Source organism: Nocardiopsis synnemataformans, assembly GCF_965343085.1.
GTDB lineage: Bacteria > Actinomycetota > Actinomycetes > Streptosporangiales > Streptosporangiaceae > Nocardiopsis > Nocardiopsis alborubida.
On sequence record NZ_CBDRFA010000013.1, the window covers coordinates 67,289 to 90,058 of the forward strand.

15 protein-coding genes are annotated in these 22,770 nt (G+C 74.6%); 10 read left to right on the top strand and 5 right to left on the bottom strand.

Annotation, left to right across the window (positions count from 1 at the left end; translation table 11 throughout):
• Nucleotides 1-85: 85 nt before the first annotated feature.
• From ACSIH6_RS09950 to ACSIH6_RS09970, 5 genes are all read left to right on the top strand, one after another.
• Nucleotides 86-454 carry a DMT family transporter gene (locus ACSIH6_RS09950; RefSeq protein WP_435107943.1) on the top strand — a complete coding sequence of 123 codons (369 nt, stop codon included), beginning with the start codon at nt 86-88 and terminating at the stop codon, nt 452-454.
• A gap of 62 nt (nt 455-516) precedes the next feature.
• Nucleotides 517-720, top strand: coding sequence for a hypothetical protein (locus tag ACSIH6_RS09955; protein ID WP_013155257.1), 204 nt, complete (start codon nt 517-519; stop codon nt 718-720).
• 160 nt (nt 721-880) lie between these two features.
• Nucleotides 881-1,009, top strand: coding sequence for a hypothetical protein (locus ACSIH6_RS09960; RefSeq protein WP_435107944.1), 129 nt, complete (start codon nt 881-883; stop codon nt 1,007-1,009).
• Nucleotides 1,006-1,587 carry a GNAT family N-acetyltransferase gene (locus ACSIH6_RS09965; RefSeq protein WP_435107945.1) on the top strand — a complete coding sequence of 194 codons (582 nt, stop codon included), beginning with the start codon at nt 1,006-1,008 and terminating at the stop codon, nt 1,585-1,587. The genes ACSIH6_RS09960 and ACSIH6_RS09965 overlap by 4 nt, the downstream gene beginning before the upstream one ends.
• Nucleotides 1,588-1,954: 367 nt before the next feature.
• Nucleotides 1,955-2,446, top strand: a complete 492-nt coding sequence (locus ACSIH6_RS09970) for an FBP domain-containing protein (protein ID WP_435107946.1) — start codon at nt 1,955-1,957, stop codon at nt 2,444-2,446.
• Nucleotides 2,447-2,609: 163 nt separating this feature from the next.
• Here the strand turns inward: ACSIH6_RS09970 and ACSIH6_RS09975 are convergent, their stop codons facing one another.
• Nucleotides 2,610-2,804, bottom strand: coding sequence for a DUF1918 domain-containing protein (locus ACSIH6_RS09975; RefSeq protein WP_435107947.1), 195 nt, complete (start codon nt 2,802-2,804; stop codon nt 2,610-2,612).
• 187 nt (nt 2,805-2,991) lie between these two features.
• Between ACSIH6_RS09975 and ACSIH6_RS09980 the strand changes: the two genes are divergently transcribed.
• Complete coding sequence (locus tag ACSIH6_RS09980) at nt 2,992-4,170, top strand: ABC transporter ATP-binding protein (protein WP_435107948.1); 1,179 nt, start codon at nt 2,992-2,994, stop codon at nt 4,168-4,170.
• 74 nt (nt 4,171-4,244) lie between these two features.
• Nucleotides 4,245-5,162, top strand: a complete 918-nt coding sequence (locus tag ACSIH6_RS09985; protein ID WP_435107949.1) for an ABC transporter permease — start codon at nt 4,245-4,247, stop codon at nt 5,160-5,162.
• A 125-nt stretch (nt 5,163-5,287) separates the two neighbouring features.
• On the opposite strand, the gene ACSIH6_RS09990 is transcribed toward ACSIH6_RS09985, so the two are convergent.
• The 3 genes from ACSIH6_RS09990 to ACSIH6_RS10000 all read right to left on the bottom strand — a co-directional run bounded on the left by ACSIH6_RS09990 (nt 5,288) and on the right by ACSIH6_RS10000 (nt 9,438).
• Nucleotides 5,288-6,652, bottom strand: coding sequence for an alpha/beta hydrolase family protein (locus ACSIH6_RS09990; protein ID WP_435107950.1), 1,365 nt, complete (start codon nt 6,650-6,652; stop codon nt 5,288-5,290).
• 277 nt (nt 6,653-6,929) lie between these two features.
• On the bottom strand, nt 6,930-7,583 hold the full coding sequence (locus ACSIH6_RS09995; protein ID WP_435108002.1) for a response regulator: 654 nt from the start codon (nt 7,581-7,583) through the stop codon (nt 6,930-6,932).
• Nucleotides 7,584-7,632: 49 nt separating this feature from the next.
• Complete coding sequence (locus ACSIH6_RS10000; protein WP_435107951.1) at nt 7,633-9,438, bottom strand: sensor histidine kinase; 1,806 nt, start codon at nt 9,436-9,438, stop codon at nt 7,633-7,635.
• A 160-nt stretch (nt 9,439-9,598) separates the two neighbouring features.
• Between ACSIH6_RS10000 and ACSIH6_RS10005 the strand changes: the two genes are divergently transcribed.
• Nucleotides 9,599-10,855, top strand: coding sequence for a hypothetical protein (locus ACSIH6_RS10005; RefSeq protein WP_435107952.1), 1,257 nt, complete (start codon nt 9,599-9,601; stop codon nt 10,853-10,855).
• Between the two features lie 92 nt (nt 10,856-10,947).
• On the opposite strand, the gene ACSIH6_RS10010 is transcribed toward ACSIH6_RS10005, so the two are convergent.
• On the bottom strand, nt 10,948-11,592 hold the full coding sequence (locus ACSIH6_RS10010; RefSeq protein WP_435107953.1) for a nucleotidyl transferase AbiEii/AbiGii toxin family protein: 645 nt from the start codon (nt 11,590-11,592) through the stop codon (nt 10,948-10,950).
• Between the two features lie 201 nt (nt 11,593-11,793).
• Between ACSIH6_RS10010 and ACSIH6_RS10015 the strand changes: the two genes are divergently transcribed.
• Both ACSIH6_RS10015 and ACSIH6_RS10020 read left to right on the top strand, forming a co-directional pair.
• The gene (locus tag ACSIH6_RS10015; RefSeq protein WP_435107954.1) at nt 11,794-11,976 is read left to right on the top strand and encodes a hypothetical protein; all 183 of its coding nucleotides are present in this window, start codon (nt 11,794-11,796) and stop codon (nt 11,974-11,976) included.
• Nucleotides 11,977-12,461: 485 nt separating this feature from the next.
• Entirely contained in the window at nt 12,462-22,760 is a 10,299-nt protein-coding gene (locus ACSIH6_RS10020) for an amino acid adenylation domain-containing protein (RefSeq protein ID WP_435107955.1), read from the top strand.
• Nucleotides 22,761-22,770: the final 10 nt, after the last annotated feature.

A 22,770-nucleotide genomic window follows, 5' to 3' on the forward strand; every position in this document is an offset into this window, starting at 1 on the left:
CCAGCCCAGTGGGTTGCGCTATAAGTTGAACCATCGTTCATATAATTTCGGGGCGCGGAAGCCCCGTGATGCGGAGGGGTACGCCATGGCCTGGTTCTTCCTGGTCGCGACCATCGTGACCGAGGTACTCGGGGCGTTCGCGACCCGTGCCTCGGACGGCTTCACCGCCCCGGTCCCCACCGCGCTGGCGGTCGTCAGCGTGGTGGCGGCCTACTACCTCTTCTCCCTCGCGCTGCGGCACGGGATGCCTGTCGGGGTCGCCTACGGCCTGTGGACGGCGCTGGGCGTGGCCGCCGTGGCGGTCCTGGGCGTCGCCCTGCTCGGCGAGGCGCTCACCTGGCCGCAACTGGGCGGCCTGCTGCTGGTGGCGGTCGGCACGGCGTTCCTCCAGATGGGCGGGCAGGGGGAGGGGGAGCGGGCCGTCGCGGGTCCGACCTCCGGGCCCGGGGAGTGACCTGGGGCGGCGCGTCCTAGGATGGCCCGCATGCGCCCTCTCCACCACCCCGGAACACTCCGGTGAAGGTCTCCTCGGTCGTCTCCTTCGTCGTCTTCGTGGCCGTGTTCGTCCTCTCACGCCAGGCCTCGCGCCGGTTCCTGGCCGAGACGGTCGAGCTCTCCGGCTTCGTGCTCGAAGCCGCCTCGTTCGCGGCCTCGCTGGCCCTGGCCGGGCTGGCCTCCGGCGCGGTCCTGTACACGGCGCGGCTCTTCCAGCGGGACTGACGTCCTGTCGGCGCCGCGGAGGGACAGTACGCGCGGAGTGTCCGGCGGATAACGGGAAAGTCCCAGTACACGGCGGTGACGGCCGTACGGGAGGGCCGGGACCTAGACTTTCTCGCGTGGGAGCGGAGAGGGCGGACGGGGGCGCGCCCGGAACCCGCGGGTGGCCGTCTGGTCGCGGGACCGCCGCCCCCGGTCGGAGGAGCTCCTCCACGCACTCGGCGACTCCCTCGGCGACCGGGACCACGCCGCCGTCCTGTCCGACACCCACGCCCGGCTGGAGTACCTGTGACCGGCTTCGACCGCAGACACCGCCGCCGCGCTCCACCGGGAACCCCGGCCGACCCCGCCGGACCGCGGGGCCCGTCCGGCGTCCGCCTCACGCGGAGGCTGCGCCTGGACCCCATCGGCCCCGAGCACGCCCGCGAACTGTGGCGGCTGCACAGGGACCCCGGCGTCGCCCGGTGGTACGGCGGCAGGTGGACGCGGGGAGAGGCCTGGGAGAGCGCCCTGCACATGGGACGCGCCTGGGAGACCGACGGCGTCCACAAGTGGATCGCGCACGATCGGGGGACCGGTGAGCTGGTGGGGCGCGGCGGTCTGTCCCACGCTGTGGTGGACTCCCTCTGGTGCCTGGAGGTCGGCTGGGCGATCCGCGAGTGCTTCTGGGGGCTCGGCTACGCCAGCGAGATCGGCCGCGCGGGACTGGCGTTCGCCTTCGACGACCTCGGCGCGGACGAGGTGGCCTCCTTCACCGAGGTGCACAACCTCCGTTCCCGCGCGGTCATGGAACGGCTCGGGTTCGGCTACGCGCGCGAGATCCGCCACGGGGGAGAACCCTTCGCGCTCTACCTGATCAGGCGCTCCTGAGACGGTGGGGGGCACGAGGTGCAGGCTCGCAGGCCGCGAAGACCCGAAGACCGTGAGCGCCGGGCGGCGATGCGCGCCCGTGGAGTCGTCCACAGGCGCGGGAGAGAGGCGCTGCGGGGCCCGGCGGGCGGCTCGGGCAGGCGGTCCGGGCCGACGGCTCGGGCAGGCGTTCGGGGAACGGCGGCGGGACGGCCGGTCCGCTCCGGGGAGCGGTCGGCACGGGTGGGATGGGACACATGGGGCGCGGACGGTGCGGACGGAGCGGGCGACGCGCCCGGTGGCGCGGGCGTTCCGCGTCGCGCGGGTGGAGTCCGCCGCGTCGTAAAAGCGTTGCCGGGGCCCGACCTGCGGGGTTAGCGTCCCTCCCATGAGAGCTTTGACTGAGCGGGACATCCGGACGTCGTTCGTGAACTGCTCGAAGGGGGAGGCGCAGCGGCTCTCACTGCCGCGCGACCTGGACCGGCGCCCGTGGGAGGACCTGGACTTCCTCGGCTGGCGCGACCACACCGCGCACGAGCGCGCCTACCTGGTCACCGAGCACGGTGACCGGCTCGTGGGCGTGGCCTTCCGGCTGTCGAACGTCCGCGCCGGACTGCGCCGGAGCATGTGCTCGGTGTGCCTGACCACCCATCCCGGACGGGGCGTGGCGCTGCTGGCAGCGCCCAAGGCGAGGCGCTCCGGTCAGGCGGGCAGCACGGTGGGACTGTACATGTGCACGGACTTCGCCTGCTCGCTGTACATCCGCGGGAAGAAGGAGCCGGAGCCGGGCGGGCGGTTCGAGGAGTCCCTCACCGTGGACGAGCAGATCGCCCGCGCCTCGACCAACCTGGGCGGCTTCCTGGACCGGCTGTCGGCCTGACCCTCGCGCGGACCCAGGACACAACGGCGGCGGGCGTCACGCCCGCCGCCGTCTTGTGTGTCCGCCGTGTGCGCGGCCGTTGTCGGGTCCGGCCCCGGGGGGCGGGTGTCCCGGCTGTCCCGGCAGCCCTGGCAGCCAGCCCCGGTAGCCCGTCCGGCGCCCCTCAGTCCACCGGGTGCCGGGGTTCCACCACCGTCTCCGGCCCGGGGTAGACGAGCCGTTCCTCGCCGTCGGGAAACCGCACCACGTACGGCGGCCCGTCGTCGGCGCCGCGTATCTCCACGATCTCCCCGACGTGCTGACCCTCGGTGCTCACGACCCCGTGCGTATGCACGTAGTCGCCGATGGACGCCCGCATGGTCTCTCCCCCCCGTTCGATCGGTTGGTCGCAACGGGACCTACCCGAAACGCGGGTCCGGCGAAACGGCCCCGGGCGGCGCCGGGTAGGCACAAGTGCGTATCCGGTTCCCGACGAACCACAGATGTGGGACCCGGGCCCCTCTTCCTAGCGTGGTGCACCAGGAGAGCGGAAGAGAGGGGAAACCGTGCTCACGGTGCGCGAACTGACCAAACGCTACGGGGGGAGGACGGCGGTGGACGGGCTCACCTTCACCGTCGAACCCGGGCGTGTGACCGGCTTCCTGGGGCCCAACGGCGCCGGGAAGTCCACGACCATGCGGATGCTGCTGGGCCTGGCCCGGCCCACGTCGGGAGAGGCGCTGGTCAACGGCCGGGAGTACGGGCGGCTGGACCGGCCGACGCGGCAGGTCGGCGCCCTGCTGTCGCCGGACGCCGCCCACCCCGGGCGCAGCGCCCGCGCCCACCTGACCGCGAAGGCCGCGGGCGGCGGGATCCCGAGGAGCCGGGTGGACGAGGTGCTGGAGGAGGTCGGCCTGACCGACGTCGCGCGCCAGCGGGTCCACGGGTACTCACTGGGCATGCGCCAGCGGCTGGGCGTCGCGGACGCGCTGTTGGGGGACCCGGGAGTACTGCTGTTCGACGAACCGGTGAACGGGCTCGACCTGGACGGCGTGCGGTGGATGCGCGACCTGACGCGGCGGCTCGCCGACGAGGGGCGCACCGTGTTCGTCTCCAGCCATCTGATGAGCGAGATGGAGATGGTCGCCGACCACCTGGTCGTGGTGGGCCGGGGACGGCTGATCGCGGACGCGTCGATCTCCGACGTGATCGCGGCCTGGTCGCGCACGCACGTGCTGGTCCACAGCCCGGACGCCGTGAGGCTGCGGGAAGTGCTGGAGCGGCTGGGGTCGTCGGTGCGGGTCGAGGCCGCGGAGGACTTCCGGGACGACAGGGGTGTTCGGGGCGACAGGGAGACCAGTGGCACCCGTGACGATGGAGGTGCCCGTGACGACGGAGGTGCTCGTGACGACGGAGGCGCCCGAGGCGCCGGCCTGAGGGTGTTCGGGCTCGGCGCGGCGGAGGTCGGCGACCACGCGCACGCCGTGGGAGCGCGGGTCCACGGGCTCCGGCTGGAGGAGGCCTCGCTGGAGGAGGCCTACCTGGAACTGACCGGGGACGCCGTCGAGTACGGAGCCCGCTCCGGACCCGCTGCCTCCGGCCGGAAAGCCCCGGGGAACGCGGTACCCGCCTCTGGGAGCGCCATGGGGAGAAGGGGAGCCGCTGCCGGTAATCCGGCGTCTCCCGGGAACACCGCGGGATCGGCCGGGCCGCCGCGCCGCCTGGGACGCAGGAGGTCCCGGTGATCCGATGGCAGGAAGAGGGGGCGCAAGCCCGAAACGGAAGCGGGAACGGGCAGGACGGCAGGAGCGAGGAGAGCATGTCGGGTGTGTCGAAGGTGTCGGGTGCCACGGGTGTGAGGGAAGACCCCGCAAGCCCCGCAAGCCCCGCGAGCACGGGGTGGGCGGAGAGGTCGGCGAAGGCGGCGGGGGCGAGGGCCGACCGCGCCGGGAGCCGCCTCCGGACGGACCTGTTCCGTGAGGTCGCCGCCGAGTGGGTCCGGCAGTCGTCCCTGCGCTCCACGTGGTGGGCGTTCGGCGCCGCACTGGCGGGCATGGCCGTGTTCGCCGCGCTCATGGGCTACACCGAGTGGACCCGGATCATCGAGAACCCGGACGAGGCGGACGGCGCCGCGTTCACGCGGCTCACCTCGCAGGGGCACTTCTACCTGGTGCAGATCGCCGTGCTGGTGATGGCCGCGCTGGCCGCGACCGGGGAGTTCGGCAACGGCAGCGTCACCAGCACGCTGCTGTGGCGGCCCGCCCGGGGGACCGTGCTGATCGCGCGCACGCTGGTGACCGCCGGTCTGGCCTTCGCGGCGGGCGTGCTCGCCACGGTGACGGCGGTCGCGGTGCTGAGCGTGTTCGTCGGCCGGTACGCCTCCGCCGACGTCGCCGAGACCCTGGTGACGGCGCTGAGCGCGGGCGTGTGCATGGCGCTGTTCGCGGTGCTGTTCGTCGGGATCGGCACGGCGACGCGGAGCATGCCGGGCACGTTCATCGTGGGGTTCCTGCTGCTCCTGGGGCTGCCGATGGTCATGCAGCTCTCCCAGGTGCAGATGATCAGCGACTTCGCGGCTCTGATGCCGGGAACGGCCGGGATCGAGTTCTACGCGGGCGGTGACGTGGGCTTCTACACGGCGCCGCACGACGGGCCGGTGAACATCGCCGCGGTCGTGGGCTGGGCCCTGGCAGCGCAGATCGTGGCCCACACCGAACTGCGCGTGCGCGACGTGTAGGGGACGCGGCGACGGGGCGGCCGCGACGCCGCCCCAGTGGGCCGCTCGGTGTCGGGCGGCCCACCGGTGTTCGCCGGGGTCCGTCGCCCACGGGGTGACGGACCCGGGAGACGGGGACCGGCGGGTCACCGGCCGTGGTCGACGAACTCCATCACGGGGAGGTCCGGCGAGGGACCGTCCAGGATCGGCTCCCGCTCACCGCGTAGGTGGGCGTCGAAGAAGGCCGTGACGTAGGCGCGCTGCGCCCGGACGGACTCCTCGGGGTCGACGGTGCCGATCGACCCCTCCACCAGGTCGGGCCAGGAGCGGTTGCTCGGCTGGAGGGCCTCGTCGATGGCGGGCAGGGCCCACTGGTGGTCGGTGTAGCTGAAGTGCTCGCCCTCGGCCATGTACAGCTCCAGGACGTCGACCGAGGAGGCCTCGACGAAGGTCCGGAAACCGGCGCTGTACCCGCTGTGGTGCGGCTGGAGCTCGACCCCGGCCCTTCCCGCGGTCAGGAGCGCGAAGGGGCGGTCGGCGCCCCGCAGGTTGGCCTCCGACCACACCTCGTGCCCGACGTGGTAGCCGATGGTGCCGTCCAGGTCCAGCCCCGCGTCGACGCGCTCGTCCTCCAGCATCACCTCGGCGGCGGTGAGCCCTCCGGCGGAGTGGCCGAACATGCCCACCGCGTCCAGGTCCAGCGCCTCGCCCAGACCCGCGGGCGGCTCCTGGCCGCCCGCGTCGGGGCTGAGGCCCTCGGAGAGCGCGGTCAGCCCGTCCAGGACCAGTCGGGTGTCCGCGCGCCGGACCGTGACGGCCTCCTTGAGGGACTCGGTGCTGAAGGAGGGGGCGCTCGTGCGCAGGACCCGGCCGTCGGGCATGTCCACGGCGAGCGTCTCGTAGGGGTGGTCCATGGCGGCCACCACGTACCCGTGGGAGGCGAGTTCCTCCAGGTGCAGGGCGTTGAGGAACCGGGACTGCTCCATCCCGGGGGAGTAGAGGACCACGGGGAACGGGCCCGCGTCGGCGACCGGAACGTCCTGGAGGGCGTTGACCCGGAAGGCGTCGAAGTCGACGCTGTCGCGGTGGATTCCCCCCTGTTCCATTTCGCTCTTGAGCACCCCGGCGACGGACGGCGTGACGTAGGGCGCGGGTTCGCCGGTGCCCGTGCCGTCCCCGGAGGTGGCGTTGTCCCCAGAGGCGGCGCCGTCCCCAGAGGCGGCGTTGTCCCCAGAGGCGGCGCCGTCCCCGGCCGGGTACCAGATGCTGATCATGACGTCCCGCTCGGTGGCCTCCTCCACCCAGGGGTGGCCGCGGTCGGGGTCGACCAGGTGCAGCTCGGTCCGGCCGACGGCGTGCGGGCCGGTGGGTTCGGGCGGTGTGAGGACCACGCTCCCGGAGTCGGTGGCCGCGTCGAGGGCGGTGGGGATGGAGAAGGCCGCGGCGAGGACGAGGACGGCCGAACCGTAGGCGGTCGCGCGCTTCGCGCGGATGGATTTGGCGGTGTTCATGCCGGCAATGCTCCGGGCCGGGGACCCCCGCGCACATCTCCTGGACGACAGCGGTCGGGTAGGCACAAAGGGGTAGGGCGAGTGGTGGGAGCAGCGGGAGCGGTGGGAGCGGTGTGTGGGGACGGGGCGCGGGAGTGCGGGTGCGCGGGCACGCCGACGGAGAGGGCCCTGGGGACCCCCCGATTCCCATCGAACCGCAGCGGACGCCCTCGCCGCCAGCCCCGATCTGCGCCTGTGGACAACCGTCCGTGCCCGCGGATCGAAGCCAGCAGCCCTCTCAGACCAGTCCGGCCTCGTAGGCCACGATGGCTGCCTGCACCCGGTTGCGCACGTCGAGCCGGGTGAGGATCGAACCCACGTGCACCTTGACCGTGCCCGGGGCGATGGCCAGGCGGCGGGCGATCTCGTCGTTGGAGCACCCCTCGCCGACCAGCGCCAGCACCCCGCGTTCGCGTTCGGTGAGCCGTCCGATCCGTTCCCGTGCGGCCGACGCGCGGGACAACCGACCCCCGGAGGAGTCCAGCTCGTCGATCACCCGGCGCGCCACCTCCGGCGACAGGTACGCCCCGCCCTCCGCGACCGCGCGCAGCCCCTCCACAAGCTGCCGGGGATCCCCGCTCTTGAGCACGAACCCGCTGGCGCCCCCGGACAGGGCCCGCGCGATGTAGGCGTCCTCGGAGAACGTGGTGAGGATGACGACCGCGGTCCCCGGATACTCCCGGGCGATGACCTCCGTCGCTGCCAGGCCGTCCGTGCCGGGCATCTGCACGTCCAGCAGCGCGATGTCGGGGTGGTGCTCGGCGACCAGGGCCACGGCGGCGGTACCGTCCCCGGCCTCACCCACCACCTCGATCCCCGGCGCCGCCGACAGGATCGCGCGCAGTCCCGCGCGCATCATCGCCTCGTCGTCGGCGAGGACGAGGCGCAGCACCCCGGCGCCGTCTGTCGCGTTCACGCCGACACCCTACTGGGCCGCCCGGTCAGTCGGTCCGGTGGATCTCGTCCTTGGCGACCAGGACGCCGCCCTCGAAGCACAGCCGGTACACCGGCGGCAGCCCGTTCTCGTACCGGGACAGGTAGAAGGAGCACCGGGCACCGGGCGGCGCGGGCGGCTCGGAAGCCCGTGCCGACACCGAACCCTCGGGATAGGAGAACCGGGGGAGCACCCCCTCCACCCGCTCCCGGTCGTCCCCCACGGACAACCGCCCGTACCGCTCCGGAGACAGCACGGTGTTGACACCGACCCAGGTCAGCAGGCCGAAACCGACCGCCACCAGGCCCAGGCCCAGCGCGACCGGAACGGCCACGGCGGTCACCAGCCGACGCCGCGCGCGGTCGCGGGCCTCGCTGTGGGCGCGGTGCGTCTCCGACTCCCCGGGCTCCTCCGCCACGCCCTCGGCGCCGGGGTCGGGCACGGTCGCCCGTACGGTGAACCCCGCGCCCTCCTCCCGGCCCGCGGCGAAGCTCCCGCCGAGTTCCTCCACCAGGGAACGCAGTCCGGCCAGGCCGGACCCGTCCCCGCTCCGCGCGGGCAGGACCGTCCGCACGGCCTCCGGCGGTCCGGCGTCGTCGACCGACACCCGGGTCCGGTCGGCCTCGCGGACCACCCGCACGGTCACCTCCGCCCCCGGCGCGTACTTGGCCGCGTTGGTCAGTGCCTCCTGGACCACCCGGTGCACGGCGCAGCCGCCCGGGGCGGACGGGTCCGGGTCGGGGCCCTCCCGCAGCAGGCGGACCCGCATACCGGCGTCCGCGGCGCGCTGCACCAGGACCGCCACCGGCTCGCCCGCGTTCAACCCGCCCGCGTCCGGCCCGCTCACGTCCAGCCCGCCTGCACCCGGCTCGCCCGCGTTCAACCCGCCCGGGTCCGGCCCGCTCACGTCCAGTCCGCCTGCACCCGGCTCACTCGCGTTCAACCCGCCCGGGTCCGGCTCACCCGCGCCCAGCCCGGAAGCGGCTTCGCCGTGGCCGCCGCCGTCACCGTCGTCGTTCTCGCGCAGTACCCCGATGATCTCCCGCAGCCGCAGGTTGGCCTCGTGCGCCGCCGCGCGCAGCTCACCGGCGGCCCGGCCCTGCCCGGAGTCCTCCTGGGCGGTCATCTCCAGGGCCGCCGCGCGCACCGCGATCAGGGCGAGGTCGTGGCCGAGGGAGTCGTGCATCCGGGTCGCGATCCGGGCGCGCTCGCGCAGACGGGCGCGGTCGGCCTCGGCCGCGCGGGTCCGCTCCATGCGTTCGGCGATCTCCCAGCCGCCCCGCCACACCCGGCGGCGCAGGCGCTGGTAGCGGCCGAACAGCCACGGGGTGAGCGTGCTCAGCGCGATGGTGAGGACGACGCCCAGCCAGTCCACGGAGTCGGACAGGAACGCGCGGACGCCGGTGCCGGACACCAGCCCCGTCAGCAGGTGCAGGACGAGGGTGAACGAGCACGCCACGACCACCAGCGCCACCACCGGGCGCACCCGTTCCGAACGCAGGCCGGTGAGCAGTGCCAGCACCGCCACGGCCAGCCAGGGCGTGAACACGGCGGTCTCCACCGCCAGGAGGACCGAGGCGGATGTCTGTAGGACCGCCCCGGCGAGCATGACGCCCAGGGAGACGAGCGGCAGGGAGCGGGACAGGACCGCCGCGACGACCAGGGCGAGCAGCAGGAAGCACGTTTCGAGGACCGGCGGCCGGTCGCGGGCCCCGGAGAGCTCGACCACGACCAGCGCGCCCAGAAGGGCCCACAGCACGGCCTCGAAGGCCGGACGGGTCCACCCGCGCGGTTCTTTCCGGATCTCCCGCATGCACCCCAGGCTAGTCAGCGCTTCCGTCAGTACCCCCGCCAGCACTCCCGTCAGCGGTGCCTCCTGAGCCGCGCCGAACCTTCCCGGCGCGTGGAGTGTCGGAGGCACATGGGACAAAGTCATCACCGCCCCCGGCCCCCGGCCTCTCAGGAGAGCGCCCGTGTCATCCGGTTTCCACAGCCCCCCGCTTCCCGAGGACCTGCCGCACCCCGAGGTGCTCTGGTCGCTCGGCGCGGTGAAGATCGCGCTGTCTACCGGCCTCGGCCCCGTCTGGTCGGAGGGGCACCGGGTCGAGGACGACGGTGTCCTGCTCCTACAGGACGGTGGCGGTGACTGGTGGCGGATGGCCCGTGTCGAGGGCGGTCGGTACCTGCTCATCGGCTGGGACCGGGCGGGGAGGACCGACAGCTCCTTCCAGCCCCCGGTCAATCCGTACGCGGACGCCCCGGAGTGGCTCCCCTGGGAGTGGATCTCCCGGTTGGAGAGCAACGTCCCCATCGGCTTCGTGTACTGGTGGGAGGGCGGGACGTGGGCGCGCTCGACCTACCACGACCAGGTGGATGAGGACGGCCTGGGGGTGCGGCTGTCCGCCTTCGTCAGTCCGGAGGAGGCCGCCCTGGACCTCGTGGACTTCGTCAACGAGGTGGTGTCGGTGACCGGGGAACAGCGTCCCGACGAGGGCGACGACCCTTTCGACGACCTGGGGGAGCGGATCTACACCCAGGCGAAGCACACCGTCGAGGGAGGAACGATCGACTTCGGTTTCCTGGACCCGATGCCCTTCGACACCGCCGCGGCCACGAACGTCCTTCGAGCCGCCGGGATCGCCGGGGACGGTCGCCCCGTCGCGCCGCTTCCCGCCGGTACGGAGAAACCGGCCGAACGCGCTCGGACCCGCGTGCTCAGCGACCAGGAGTGGTCGATCCTGGTGGAATCCGTGATGCGGACGGCCGTGGAGAGGCCGCGACCCGTACCCCGGGAGACCGAACCGCTGCGCGAGCTGGGCGACCTCCTGCGCGGCCTGGCCGCCGAGCACGGAGGTGAGGTGATCTACACGATCACCGGCGGGAACAGTCTGAGCCAGTCCAGGCTGGTGGACGCCGAGGGAAACCGGATCCAGGAGGAACCGCGCGGCCACCACGACTACGAACTCCGCCAGGCCGAAGGCCACCCCGAGCACGGCATGTGGTTCTTCCTGCGCGCCCGGGCGACCCCCGACGCGGTGGAGGTCGACCGGGCCTACGACCACCGGCCGGAGTGGTCGACGGAGTCCGCCCTCGGCATCGGTGTGTGGGTAGGGGACGTCGCCGCGGAGATGGCCCGCCGCGCCCCCGAATGGCGTCCGGACTGGGTGTGGCTGCTCGACGAGGAGATCCCCTACGAGCCGCCCGCCGACCCGTTCGTCCGCCCGGCCTGACCGCCGATGCGCCCCTCACTCGACCCGGGAGAGGGGCGGTCCGCTCACTCCCCCCGGAACACGGGAGCCATCGCGGCCTCGAAGCGGTCCGCTCACTCCCCGGGGCCGCCCTCCACCCACGGGCAGTCGCTGGCGAAGTCGGCCCACTCGTCGAAGACGAGGCTGCCCTCCTCGCGGAGGAAGCGCTCGTCCACGGTCTCGGCCCGGTCGCCCAGTTCGGGACGCGGCACGCTGACCAGCAGTTCGCGCGAGGGTCGCGCGCTCTCGGCGAGCAGGACCGCGTCGTAGAGGTCCTTGCCCTGCGGGTAGGTGTCCGTGTACAGCCACAGCACCTTCCAGGCCAGGGACAGCTCCGCACCGGCCGCCAGCACGTCCGCCCCCGCCACCGACACCGACACCGGCGGCTCGGGAAGCGACTCGTTGAACACCACGTCGATCTGCACGGTGCCCGGGGGCAGGCCCTCGGCCCGCCACGGGACGACCACGCGGCGGCCCGGCGCACGCTCGTAGGTCCAGACGCTCTCCAGCCGAACCCCCTCGGCGTCGAAGGAGGTTCCCCGCGCGGACGCGTCCGTGACGGCCCCGACCACGTTCGCGAACATGCGGTCGGCCGGGTCCCCGAACGGGGCGGTCCCGGCCGGGACCACCACGAAGTCCAGGTCCCGGGGGCGTCGGGCGGCGTCACCCACCCACACCGGCATGAGCATGCTGCCACGCAGCATGAGGCTGTCCCCCACACCGCGCGCTCCCGAGCTCACCCGCTCTGGGGCTGTCCGTCGGGTCCACGGGTGCCGTCCATGTTTTTGCGGCGTAAGTGAAGGTCAGGAGGATTCTTGGTTTTTGGCAACTTCTGCACCAATCCAGACACCACCGCCGCTACGTATCACCAGAGGCACCCGCCATCGGTAGACGCATCGCCCGAACGGAAGGAACCACCCATGTTCTCCCTCGCCCGCCGGACCGCCGCCCTGGCCGTCGCCTCCCTCGCCGGAACCGCCCTCTTCCTCGGCTCCGCGGCCCCGGCCGCCGCGGCCGACGGCTCCGGGGGCGTCCTCGGCTCGCTGCTCGGCGACACCAGCCTGATCACCCTGTTCATCGGCAACTACCAGATCAACAACTAACCCCCAGTCGGGCCGCGGGCCGGACGTCGTGCCCGCGGTCCCTGTGGCCGCCCCGGGGCGCGCCAGCGCGACCACGGACCAGTGCGATCCCGCACCCGCGCACACGGCACGGGTGACCACGCACCCGCGCGCCTCCCGGACACACCCTCAGAGCGTGAGCCCGCTCGGTGTGATTCAGGTCATCCCGTCCAAACCTCGCATGAGCCACGAATGACACCACGGAACGTGTGACCGGCACACAGGACGTCAACGGACCGGAACCCCGGGCGGCACAGTGCCCGGAACCGGTGCCACTCCGTAGCCGTCCCGCTGCTTCGCGCGTCGGGCCCCACACCCGACCGCTTCACGCGACACCTCGCACACGGTCGCGTCCGGACCTGCTTCCGCCAGTTCACAGCCGCGACCAGGCCGGGAACGGTCCGGACTCCCGCCCTCGTGAGTGCCACGCACCAACGCCGCCTCGCGGCGCGAACGGAAGGTAGTCGATGCCGCATCATCAGTCGTCCGCCGGACTTCCCCTGACCGCCGCACAGAAGGGGCTGTGGTACGCGCAGCAGCTCGACCCGGACAACCCGCTGTACAACATCGCCGAGTACGTCGAACTGCGCGGGGAACTGGACACCGACCGCTTCGCGGACGCCGTGCGCGGCGCGGTCCTGGAGACCGAGGCCCTGCACCTGGTCTTCGGCGAGGACGGGGAGGCTCCCCGGCAGCGGGTCGAGTACCCCGAGGACTGGCGCCTGCGCGTGGTGGACCTGCGCGGCGAGGACGACCCCGACGCCGTCGCGCTCGCGTGGATGCGCGAGGACCTGCACAGGTCGCACGTCGCGCGGGGGGAGCTCTTCGCCGAGGTGCTGTTCCGGCTCGCCGACGACCGCCACTACTGCTACCAGCGGGTCCACCACCTGCTGCTGGACGGCTACGGCGCGATGCTGGTCCTCGGGCGCATCACCGAGTACTACGACGCCATGACCGAGGGCCGCGACCCGGGCCCCGCGCCGTTCGGCTCGCTGCGCGACCTGCTGGACGCCGAGGCGCAGTACGCGGAGTCCGGGACCGCCCGCGCCGACCGGGAGTTCTGGGCCGGGCGGCTGGCCGAGGGCGTCGAGCCCGCGGGACTGGCCGCCGCGCCCGAGCGCGTGCCCCGAGCCCTGCACCGCTCCACCGTCCACATCCGCCGCGCGGACGCCGCCGGGGCGGTGGCCGCGGCGCGGTCCGCGGGCACCGGTCTGCACTCCGCCGTGCTCGCCGCCACCGCCGCCTACGTGCACCGCGCCACCGGCGCCGACGACGTCGTGCTGGGCCTGCCGGTGACCGCGCGCCGCAACGCGCTGACCCGCTCGGTCCCCTCGACGCTGTCCAACATCGTGCCCCTGCGCGTGCGGGTGCGCCCCGAGCAGTCCCTGGAGTCCCTGACCCGCGAGGTGGCCCGGGAGGCCCGCCAGGTGCTGCGCCACCAGCGGACCCGCTACGAGGAGCTGCGCCGCATGGCCCCCGGCGAGGGGCGGCTGACCGGCCCCTCGGTCAACATCATGCCGGTCGGACGCGAACTCACCTTCGCCGGACTGCCCGCGACGGCGCACAACCTGGCCATCGGCCCGGTCGAGGACCTGTCGATCGTCGTCCACGGCATCACGGCCGAGCGCGACATCCGCGTCGACTTCGACGGCAGCGCCGACCTCTACACCCCGGCCCGGCTGGAGGAGCACCAGCGGCGCTTCCTGAGGATGCTCCGCGCCCTCGGCGAGGACTCCGCCACGGCCGTGGGCCGCGTCGACCTGCTGGAGGACGGCGAGCGCGCCGCGCTGCTCGCCGCCGGAACCGGACCGGTCCGCGACCTGCCCCCGCACACGGTGCTCACCGAGTTCCGCGACCGTGTGCTGGACGCGCCCGGCGACACCGCGGTGGCCGCCCCGGACGGCCGCCTGACCTTCGCCGAACTCGACGCCCGCAGCGACCGCCTCGCCCGCCACCTGGCCGACCGGGGCGCCGGGCGCGGCGCCGTGGTCGCCGTGCGGCTGCCGCGCACGACCGACCTGCCGGTCGCGCTGCTCGCCGTGCTCAAGTCGGGCGCGGCCTACCTGCCCCTGGACCCCTCCTACCCGGCCGGACGCCTGGCGGCCATGGCCGCCGACGCCGCCCCCATCCTGACCGTCGCCGTGGGCCCCACCGCCCCCGAGACCGCCTCGGGCAAGGGCACCGTGCTGCTGGACGACCCCGCCACCCGGGCCGAGATCGACGGGCTGCCCGCGGGTCCGTCCGCCGCGGACGGCGCTGCGGAGCCCTCTCCCGACGACCTCGCCTACGTCATCTACACCTCCGGCTCCACCGGACGCCCCAAGGGCGTGGCCGTCGAGCACCGGTCCCTGCTCAACCTGCTCCTCCACCACCGCGAGCGCCTGTTCGGGCCCGCCCGGGAGCGCCTGGGCCGCCCGGCCCGCGCCGCCCACACCGCGGGCCTGTCCTTCGACGCCTCCTGGGACCCCGTCCTGTGGATGCTCGACGGACACGAGATGCACCTGGTGCCCGACGAGGTCCGCCGCGACCCCGAGGCGCTGGTCGCGTACCTGCGCCGGGAGCGGATCGACGCGGTGGAGACCACGCCCTCCTACGTCCGGGCGCTGCTGGCCGAGGGGCTGCTCGACGACGGCCCCTCGGTCCTGGCCCTGGGCGGCGAGGCCGTCGACACCGGGCTGTGGCGGACGCTGGCCGACGCCCCCGCCCTGGCCCTCAACCTCTACGGGCCCACCGAGACCACGGTCGACAGCATGACCGCGACCGTCACCGGCGCCACCGGCCCCGACCTGGGCGCGCTGGTGGCCAACGGCCGCGGCTACGTCCTCGACGGCGGACTCGCGCCCACCCCGGACGGCGCCGTGGGCGAGCTCTACCTCGCGGGCGCCAACCTGGCGCGCGGCTACCTCAACCGTCCCGAGCTCACCGCCGAGCGCTTCGTCGCCGACCCGGTCGCGGCTGACGGCGGCCGCATGTACCGCACCGGCGACCTCGTACGGCGCGCGCCCGACGGCGCGCTGGAGTTCGTCGGCCGCAGCGACGACCAGGTCAAGATCCGGGGCTTTCGGATCGAACCCGGCGAGGTGGCCGCGGTCCTGGAGGGCCACCACGCGGTCGCGCGGGCGGCCGTCGTGGCCGTGTCCGAGGGCGACCGGGCGCGGCTGGTGGGCTACGTCGTCGGCGAGCCCGGCCTGGACACCGACCTGGTACGCGAGCACGCCGCCGAGCGGCTGCCCGCCCACCAGGTCCCGTCCGCGCTCGTGCGCGTGGACACCCTCCCGCTGACGCCCAGCGGCAAGCTCGACCGCGCGGCGCTGCCCGTCCCGGAGCGGAGCGCCACCGCCTCCCGCCCGCCCGCCACCGAGCGCGAGCGCGTCCTGTGCGCGCTGTTCGCCGAGGTCCTGGGCGTGGACGAGGTCGGCGCCGACGACGACTTCTTCGCCCTGGGCGGCCACTCGCTGACCGCGTCCCGGCTGGCCGCGCGCGTGCGCACCGAACTGGAGGCCGGCGCGCTGTCGATCCGCGACCTGTTCGAGCACCCGACCCCCGCCGGTCTGGCCGCCGTCCTGCGCGCGGGGGACGGGGCGGCCCCGGCCCTGCGGCCGCGCCCCCGCCCCGAGCGGCTGCCGCTGTCGCCCGCCCAGCGGCGGCTGTGGTTCGTCAACCGGATGGACCCGGCCTCGGGCTCCTACAACATCCCCGTCGCCCTGCGCGTGGGCGGCGACCTCGACCCGGACGCGCTCCTGTCCGCGGTGCGCGACGTCGTGGCCCGCCACGAGACCCTGCGCACGCTCTTCCCCGACGACGGGGACGGCCCCCTCCAGCGGGTGCTGGCCCCCGACGAGGCGCGCACCGACCTCACCACGGTCCGCTGCGCCGAGGAGTCCCTGCCGCGGCTGCTGGCCAACGAGTCCGCCCGCGGATTCGACCTCACCCTGGACGCGCCGCTGCGGGTCCGGCTGTTCACGCTCGACTCCGGCGACGCGGTGCTGCTGATGGTCGTGCACCACATCGCGGGCGACGGCTGGTCGCTCGCGCCGCTGGGCCGCGACCTGGCCCAGGCCTACGCCGCCCGGCGCGCGGGGGAGCCGCCCCGGTTCACGCCCCTGCCGGTGCACTACGCCGACTACACCCTCTGGCAGCACGAGCTGCTCGGAGAGGAGGCCGACCCCGGCTCCCTCGGCGCCCGGCAGCTCGCGTACTGGCGCGACGCGCTCGCGGACGCCCCCGAGGAGGCCCGACTGCCCTTCGACCGGTCGCGGCCCGCCGAGCCCGAGCGCGGCGCCGGTTCCGTCCCGCTGGAGATCGGACCGGAGCTGCACCGCGCCCTGGCCGACCTCGCCCGCGCCCGGGGCGCCAGCCCCTTCATGGTCCTGCACGCCGGACTCGTCGCGCTGCTCACCCGGCTCGGCGCGGGGGAGGACGTGGTCGTGGGCACCCCCGTGGCCGGACGCGGCGACGGGGCCCTGGACGAACTCGTCGGGTTCTTCGTCAACACCCTGGCCCTGCGCGCCGACACCTCCGGCGACCCGTCCTTCGCCGACCTGGTGGACCGCGTGCGCGCCGCCGACCTCGCGGCCTTCGCACACCAGGACGCGCCCTTCGAGCGCGTGGTCGAGGAGGTCAACCCCGCGCGCGCCACGGGACGCCACCCGCTGTTCCAGACCATGCTCACCCTCCAGAACACCCCCGACGCGCAGCTCCGACTGCCCGGCTGCACCGTGCGGACCGAACCGGGCGCCGCACCGGGCGGGGCCAAGTTCGACCTCTCGATGAGCCTGAGCGAGACGCCCGGCGAGGGGATCGGCGGCACCCTGGAGTACAGCGCCGACCTGTTCGACCCCGCCACGGCGGAGCTGGTCGCGGACCGCTACGTGCGGCTCCTGGCCGCCCTGGTCGCCGACCCCGGCGCGCCCGTCAGCGCGCCCGACCTGCGCACCGCGGACGAGCGGGCCGTGGAGCGGGCCGAGGACGAGCGCGCCCGCGGGACCGTCCCCGGCCACACCCTCGTCGACCTGTTCCAGGAGCGGGTCCGCGCCACACCGGAGGCGACCGCCGTCGTCTCCGGGGACGAACGGGTCGGCTTCGCCGAGCTCGACGCCCGGGCCCGGCGCATCGCCGGGGTCCTCGCCGGACGGGGAACCGGCCCCGGCGACGTCGTCGCGGTCGCGCTGCCCCGGTCCGCGCACACGGTCGCCGCCCTGCTCGGCGTCCTCTCCAGCGGCGCGGTCTACCTGCCCGTGGACACCTCCTATCCGCCCGAGCGCGTGGCCGCCCTGCTGGCCGACGCCCGCCCCTCCTGCGTGGTCACCACCCGCCGGGAGCCGGTCGCGCTGCCCGACGGCCTGCCCAGGGTGGCCGTGGACGACCCGTCCCTGTGCGCGCCCAGCGGGGTCCGCCCGCGGACCCCGCGCCCCGACGACACCGCCTATCTCATCTACACCTCCGGCTCCACCGGCCTGCCCAAGGGGGTCGCCGTGGGGCACCGGGCGCTGGCCAACCTGTTCCACTCGCACGCCGAGCGCGTGTTCGCACCGGCGCAGCGCGCCGACGGGCGCCCGCTCCGGGTGGCGCACACGGCAGGGGTGGCCTTCGACGCCTCCTGGGACCCGATCCTGTGGATGGTCGCCGGACACGAACTGCACGTGGTCGGCGAGGACGTGCGCCGCGACTCCGCGCTCCTGGCCCAGCGCCTGCGCGCCGACGGCGTCGAGGCGGTCGAGGTCACGCCCAGCCACGCCCGGCAGCTCATGGACGCGGGCCTGCTCGCCGACGGCGGCGGCCCCCGGATCGTCGCCCTGGGCGGCGAGGCGGTGCCCCCGGCGCTGTGGCGGGAGCTGCGCGCCACCGAGGGCGTGACCGCCCTGAACCTCTACGGCCCCACCGAGTGCACCGTCGACAGCGTCATGGCCAGCTCCGCCACCGAGGCCGACCCCGTCATCGGCCGTCCGGTGGCCAACACCGGCGCGCGCGTGCTCGACGCGCGCCTGCGGCCCGTGCCCCCCGGCGTCGTCGGCGAGCTGTACCTGTACGGCGCCGGGCTGGCGCAGGGGTACCGGGGCAGGCCCGCGCTCACGGCCGAGCGCTTCGTGGCCGACCCCGAGGGCAGCGCCGGAGCGCGCATGTACCGCACCGGCGACCTGGTCACCCGCCGCGCGGACGGCGCGCTGCGCCACGTCGGCCGCGCCGACGACCAGGTCAAGATCCGGGGCTTCCGGATCGAACCGGGCGAGACCGAGGGGGTCCTGGCCGCCCACCCCGACGTCGCCCAGGCCGCCGTGGTCGCCGCCGGGGCCGGGACCGAGCACGCCCGCCTGCTCGCCTACGCCGTGCCCCGCGAGGGACATCGCCTCGACCCCGGTGAGCTGCGCGCCCACCTGTCGGCTCGCCTGCCCGAACACATGGTTCCCGCCACCGTGACGGAGCTGCCCGCGCTGCCGCTCACCCCGCACGGCAAGCTCGACCGGCGCGCGCTGCCCGACCCCGGCCCCGCCACGGTCCGGGGCCGCCGCCCGCGCACGGGGGACGAGAGCACCCTGTGCTCGCTGTTCGCCGAGACCCTCGGGGTGCCCGAGGTGGACATCGACGACGACTTCTTCGCCCTGGGCGGCCACTCGCTGCTCGCCACCCGCCTGGTGGCGCGTATCCGCTCGGTCCTGGGCGTGGAGCTCCAGATCCGGGCCCTGTTCCAGGCGCCCACGGTGGCCAGGCTGGCCACCTTCCTGGACTCGGGCCGCCGCGCGCAGGCACCGCTGCGCCCCGCCGTGCGCCCGGGCCGCGTCCCGCTCTCGCACGCCCAGCGCAGGCTGTGGTTCCTCAACCGCATGGACCCCGACGCCGCCGACTACAACATCACCATGGCGCTGCGGCTCACGGGCGACGTCGACACCGCCGCGCTGCGCGGCGCGCTCACCGACCTCACCCGGCGCCACGAGAGCCTGCGCACCGTCTTCCCCGACGACGACGGAGTCCCCCACCAGCTGGTCCTGGACCCCGAGCGGGCCCCGACGCGGCTGGACGTGGTCCCCGTGGACGGGGAGGGAGCCCTGCGCGAGCGGCTCGACGCCCTGGCCTCCCAGGGCTTCGACCTGCGGCGGGACCGCCCGCTGCGCGCGCACCTGCTGTCCCGGGGCGGCACCGATCACCTGCTCCTGGTGGTCGTGCACCACATCGCGGGCGACGCGTGGTCGACCGTCCCCCTGGCACGCGACCTGTCCACCGCCTACGCGGCCCGGACCGAGGGGGTCCCGCCGCGCTGGAACCCGCTGCCCGTCCAGTACGCCGACTTCACGCTGTGGCAGGAGGCGCTGCTGGGCTCGGAGGAGGACCCCGACAGCCTCGTCAGCCGTCAGCTGGACTACTGGACCGACCGCCTGGCCGACGCCCCGGGCGAGCTGCGACTGCCCTCGGACCGGCCCCGGCCGCTGTCCTCGCGCCAGCCCGCGGGCTCGGTGCCCGTCCGGATCGACCGGACCCTGCACCGCAGGCTGCTCGCGCTGGCCCGCTCCTCCTCGGCCAGCCTGTTCATGGTGCTGCACGCCGGGCTGGCGGCGCTCTACACCCGGCTGGGCGCGGGCGAGGACGTCGTCATCGGCAGCCCGGTGGCCGGGCGCACCGACGACGCGCTGGACGACCTGGTCGGGTTCTTCGTCAACACCCTGGTGCTGCGCACCGACACCTCGGGCAACCCGACCTTCGACGCACTGCTCCGGCGGGTACGTGACGACGGCCTGGCCGCCTACGCCCACCAGGAGGTGCCCTTCGAGAGGGTCGTGGAACGGCTGCGCCCCGAGCGCGCCCTGGGCCGCCACCCCCTCTTCCAGACCATGCTGGCCCTCCAGAACACCCAGGACGCCACCGTCGAGCTGCCCGGCCTGCGCGTCGAGCCGCAGCGGGGCGTCGGCGGCGGCGAGGCCAAGTTCGACCTGCTGTTCACGATGAGCGAGCGCACCGACCGCCTCGGCGCGCCCGACGGCATCGAGGGGACCCTGGAGTACAGCGCCGCCATGTTCGACCCCGCCACCGCGCGGAGCCTGGTCGAACGCCTGGTCCTGCTCCTGGAGAAGGCCACCCAGGACCCCTCGACCGTGCTCGGCAGGCTGGAGGTGCTCACCCCGGCCGAACGAGAGAGCCTGATCGGCGGCGGCAGCGGCCGCGAACACGCGCTCCCCGCCACCACCCTGGTCGACCTCTTCGACGACCGGGCCGCCGCCTCACCCGGCGACACCGCGCTCGTCCACGGCGCCGAGCGGATGAGCTTCGGGGCGCTGCGGCAGTGGGCCGACCTGCTGGCCCTGGCCCTGCGCGGGCAGGGCATCGGCGCCGGGGACACCGTCGCCGTGCTGCTGCCCCGGTCCGCGCGCACCGTCACCGTCCTGCTCGGCGTGCTCAAGAGCGGCGCGGCCTATCTGCCCGTCGACACCGGCTACCCCGACGCCCGGATCGCGCACATGCTCGACGACGCGCGGCCGACGCTGGTGGTCACCGTCTCCGACCTGCTCGACCGCGTGCCCGAGGGCCACCCGGCCCTGGTGCTCGACGGGCCGCTGCCCGCGGTCCCGCTGGTCGGCGAGCGCCGCACCCGACCGGTCCGCCCGGTCGACGGCTCCGACGTCGCCTACGTCATCTACACCTCCGGCTCCACCGGGCGCCCCAAGGGCGTGGAGGTCGAGCACCGCTCACTGGTCAACCTCTACGCCCAGCACCGGGAGGACCTCTTCGCCCCCGCGGCGCGCCAGCGCGGCGGCAGGCTGCGGGTGGCGCACACGGCCGGAGTGGCCTTCGACGCCTCCTGGGACCCCGTCCTGTGGCTCGTCGACGGGCACGAACTGCACATCATCGACGACGACCTGCGCAAGGACCCCCCGGCGATGGTCGCCCACCTGCGCGGGGAGGGCATCGACTCGATCGAGACCACGCCCACCTACGTCCGCCAGCTGCTGGCCGAGGGACTGTTCGACGGCGACGGCGGCCCCGGGGTGGTGGCGCTGGGCGGCGAGGCCGTCGACGCCGACCTGTGGCGCGAGCTGGGATCGCGGCCCTCGGTGCGCTCCTACAACTTCTACGGCCCCACCGAGTGCACCGTGGACAGCGTCATCGCCGCCGTCGGCGAGGAGCCCGGACCGGTGATCGGCCGCCCGGTGGCCAACAGCCGGGTCTACGTCCTCGACGGCGGGTTGCAGCCCGTTCCGGCAGGGGCCGTCGGCGAGCTGTACATCTCCGGCACCGGCGTCGCCCGCGGCTACCGCAGCCAGCCCGCCCTGACCGGGGCGCGCTTCGTCGCCGACCCCTTCTCCGGGGGCGGCGACCGCATGTACCGGACCGGCGACCTCGCCCGCTGGAGCTCCGGGGGAGCGCTGGAGTTCCTCGGCCGCGTCGACGACCAGGTCAAGATCCGGGGCTTTCGCATCGAACCGGGGGAGGTCTCCCAGACCATGGGCGAGCACCCCGACGTCGCCGAGTGCGCGGTCGTCGTGCGCGAGGACCCCGCGACCGGGCGCCAGCTGGTCGCCTACGTGGTGGGCCGCGACGGCACGGCGCCGCCGGTGGAACGGCTGCGCGGGCACGCCGCCGCGTCCCTGCCCGAGTACATGGTCCCCTCGGCCTTCGTGCCGATGACCGCGCTGCCCCTGACGCCCAACGGCAAGCTCGACCGCGCCGCGCTGCCCGAACCCGACTTCGGGGTCGACGAGGTGCGGGGCGTGCCGCGCGGACCCCACGAGGCCGAGGCGTGCGCCCTGTTCGCCGAGGCGCTGGGTCGCCCGCTGGTCGGCGTCCACGACAACTTCTTCGAGCTGGGCGGGCACTCCATGCTCGCGCCGCGGCTCGTGGACCGCCTCAGCGCCGCGCTGGGCGTCGAGGTCACCGTGCCGATGCTGTTCCGGTTCCCCACGGTCTCCCTGCTGCTGGCGGCCACCGAGGACGGCTCGCCCCGCGACAGCCTCGCCCGCCTGCTGGCCCTGCGGCCCGGCGGCTCGCGGCCGCCGCTGTTCTGCGTCCACCCCGCGGGCGGACTGGCCTGGGGGTACGCGGGCCTGCTGCGCCGACTGGACCCCGACCAGCCGGTCTACGGGCTCCAGTCACCCGCCGTCGACCCCGACCGCCCCGCCGAGGCGGCCACCGTCACCGAGCTCGCCGACGACTACATCGCGCACATGCGCGCGGTCCAGCCGCACGGCCCCTACCACCTGCTCGGGTGGTCCTTCGGCGGCAACATCGCCCACGCGGTCTCCTCCCGGCTCCGGGAGAAGGGGGAGCGGGTCGCCGTGCTGGCGATCATGGACGCCTTCCCCGTCGGGCAGGAGCGCAACGCCGACTTCGCCGACGACGCGGCGATGTTCACCGCCTACCTCCACGCCCTGGGCTACGCGCCCGAGCCCGGTGAGGCCGACGGGCTGGACGCGGCGGGCGTCCTGGAGGTCCTGCGCCGTAACCACAACCCCATGGGCGCCCTGGACGAGGACACCGTCGACCGCCTGGCCGGGGACTTCCTGCACCACGCGGCCCTGCTGCGCGCGGGGGAGCCCGGCCTCCACGACGGCGACGTGCTGTTCTTCACCGCCACCCGGGGGCGCGGCCCCGACTCGCCCGAGGCGCGGTCGTGGGCGCCGTTCGTCACCGGGGGGATCGACGACCGACCCGTCGACGCGACGCACTCCCTGATGACCCGCGACGAGGCCCTCGCCGAGATCGGCCCCGTGCTCAGGGAGCGCCTGGACGGGGCGCTCCGGCTGCCCGGCGCCGACCGGCCCACACCTTCCACCATCTGAGAGAGGCACC

Coding starts and splice junctions, on each gene's coding strand:
- ACSIH6_RS10015 (WP_435107954.1), top strand. CDS start 11,794: ATGTTCTCCCTCGCCCGCCGGACCGCCGCCCTGGCCGTCGCCTCCCTC.
- ACSIH6_RS09975 (WP_435107947.1), bottom strand. CDS start 2,804: ATGCGGGCGTCCATCGGCGACTACGTGCATACGCACGGGGTCGTGAGC.
- ACSIH6_RS10020 (WP_435107955.1), top strand. CDS start 12,462: ATGCCGCATCATCAGTCGTCCGCCGGACTTCCCCTGACCGCCGCACAG.
- ACSIH6_RS09985 (WP_435107949.1), top strand. CDS start 4,245: ATGTCGGGTGTGTCGAAGGTGTCGGGTGCCACGGGTGTGAGGGAAGAC.
- ACSIH6_RS09950 (WP_435107943.1), top strand. CDS start 86: ATGGCCTGGTTCTTCCTGGTCGCGACCATCGTGACCGAGGTACTCGGG.
- ACSIH6_RS10000 (WP_435107951.1), bottom strand. CDS start 9,438: ATGCGGGAGATCCGGAAAGAACCGCGCGGGTGGACCCGTCCGGCCTTC.
- ACSIH6_RS09990 (WP_435107950.1), bottom strand. CDS start 6,652: ATGAACACCGCCAAATCCATCCGCGCGAAGCGCGCGACCGCCTACGGT.
- ACSIH6_RS09970 (WP_435107946.1), top strand. CDS start 1,955: ATGAGAGCTTTGACTGAGCGGGACATCCGGACGTCGTTCGTGAACTGC.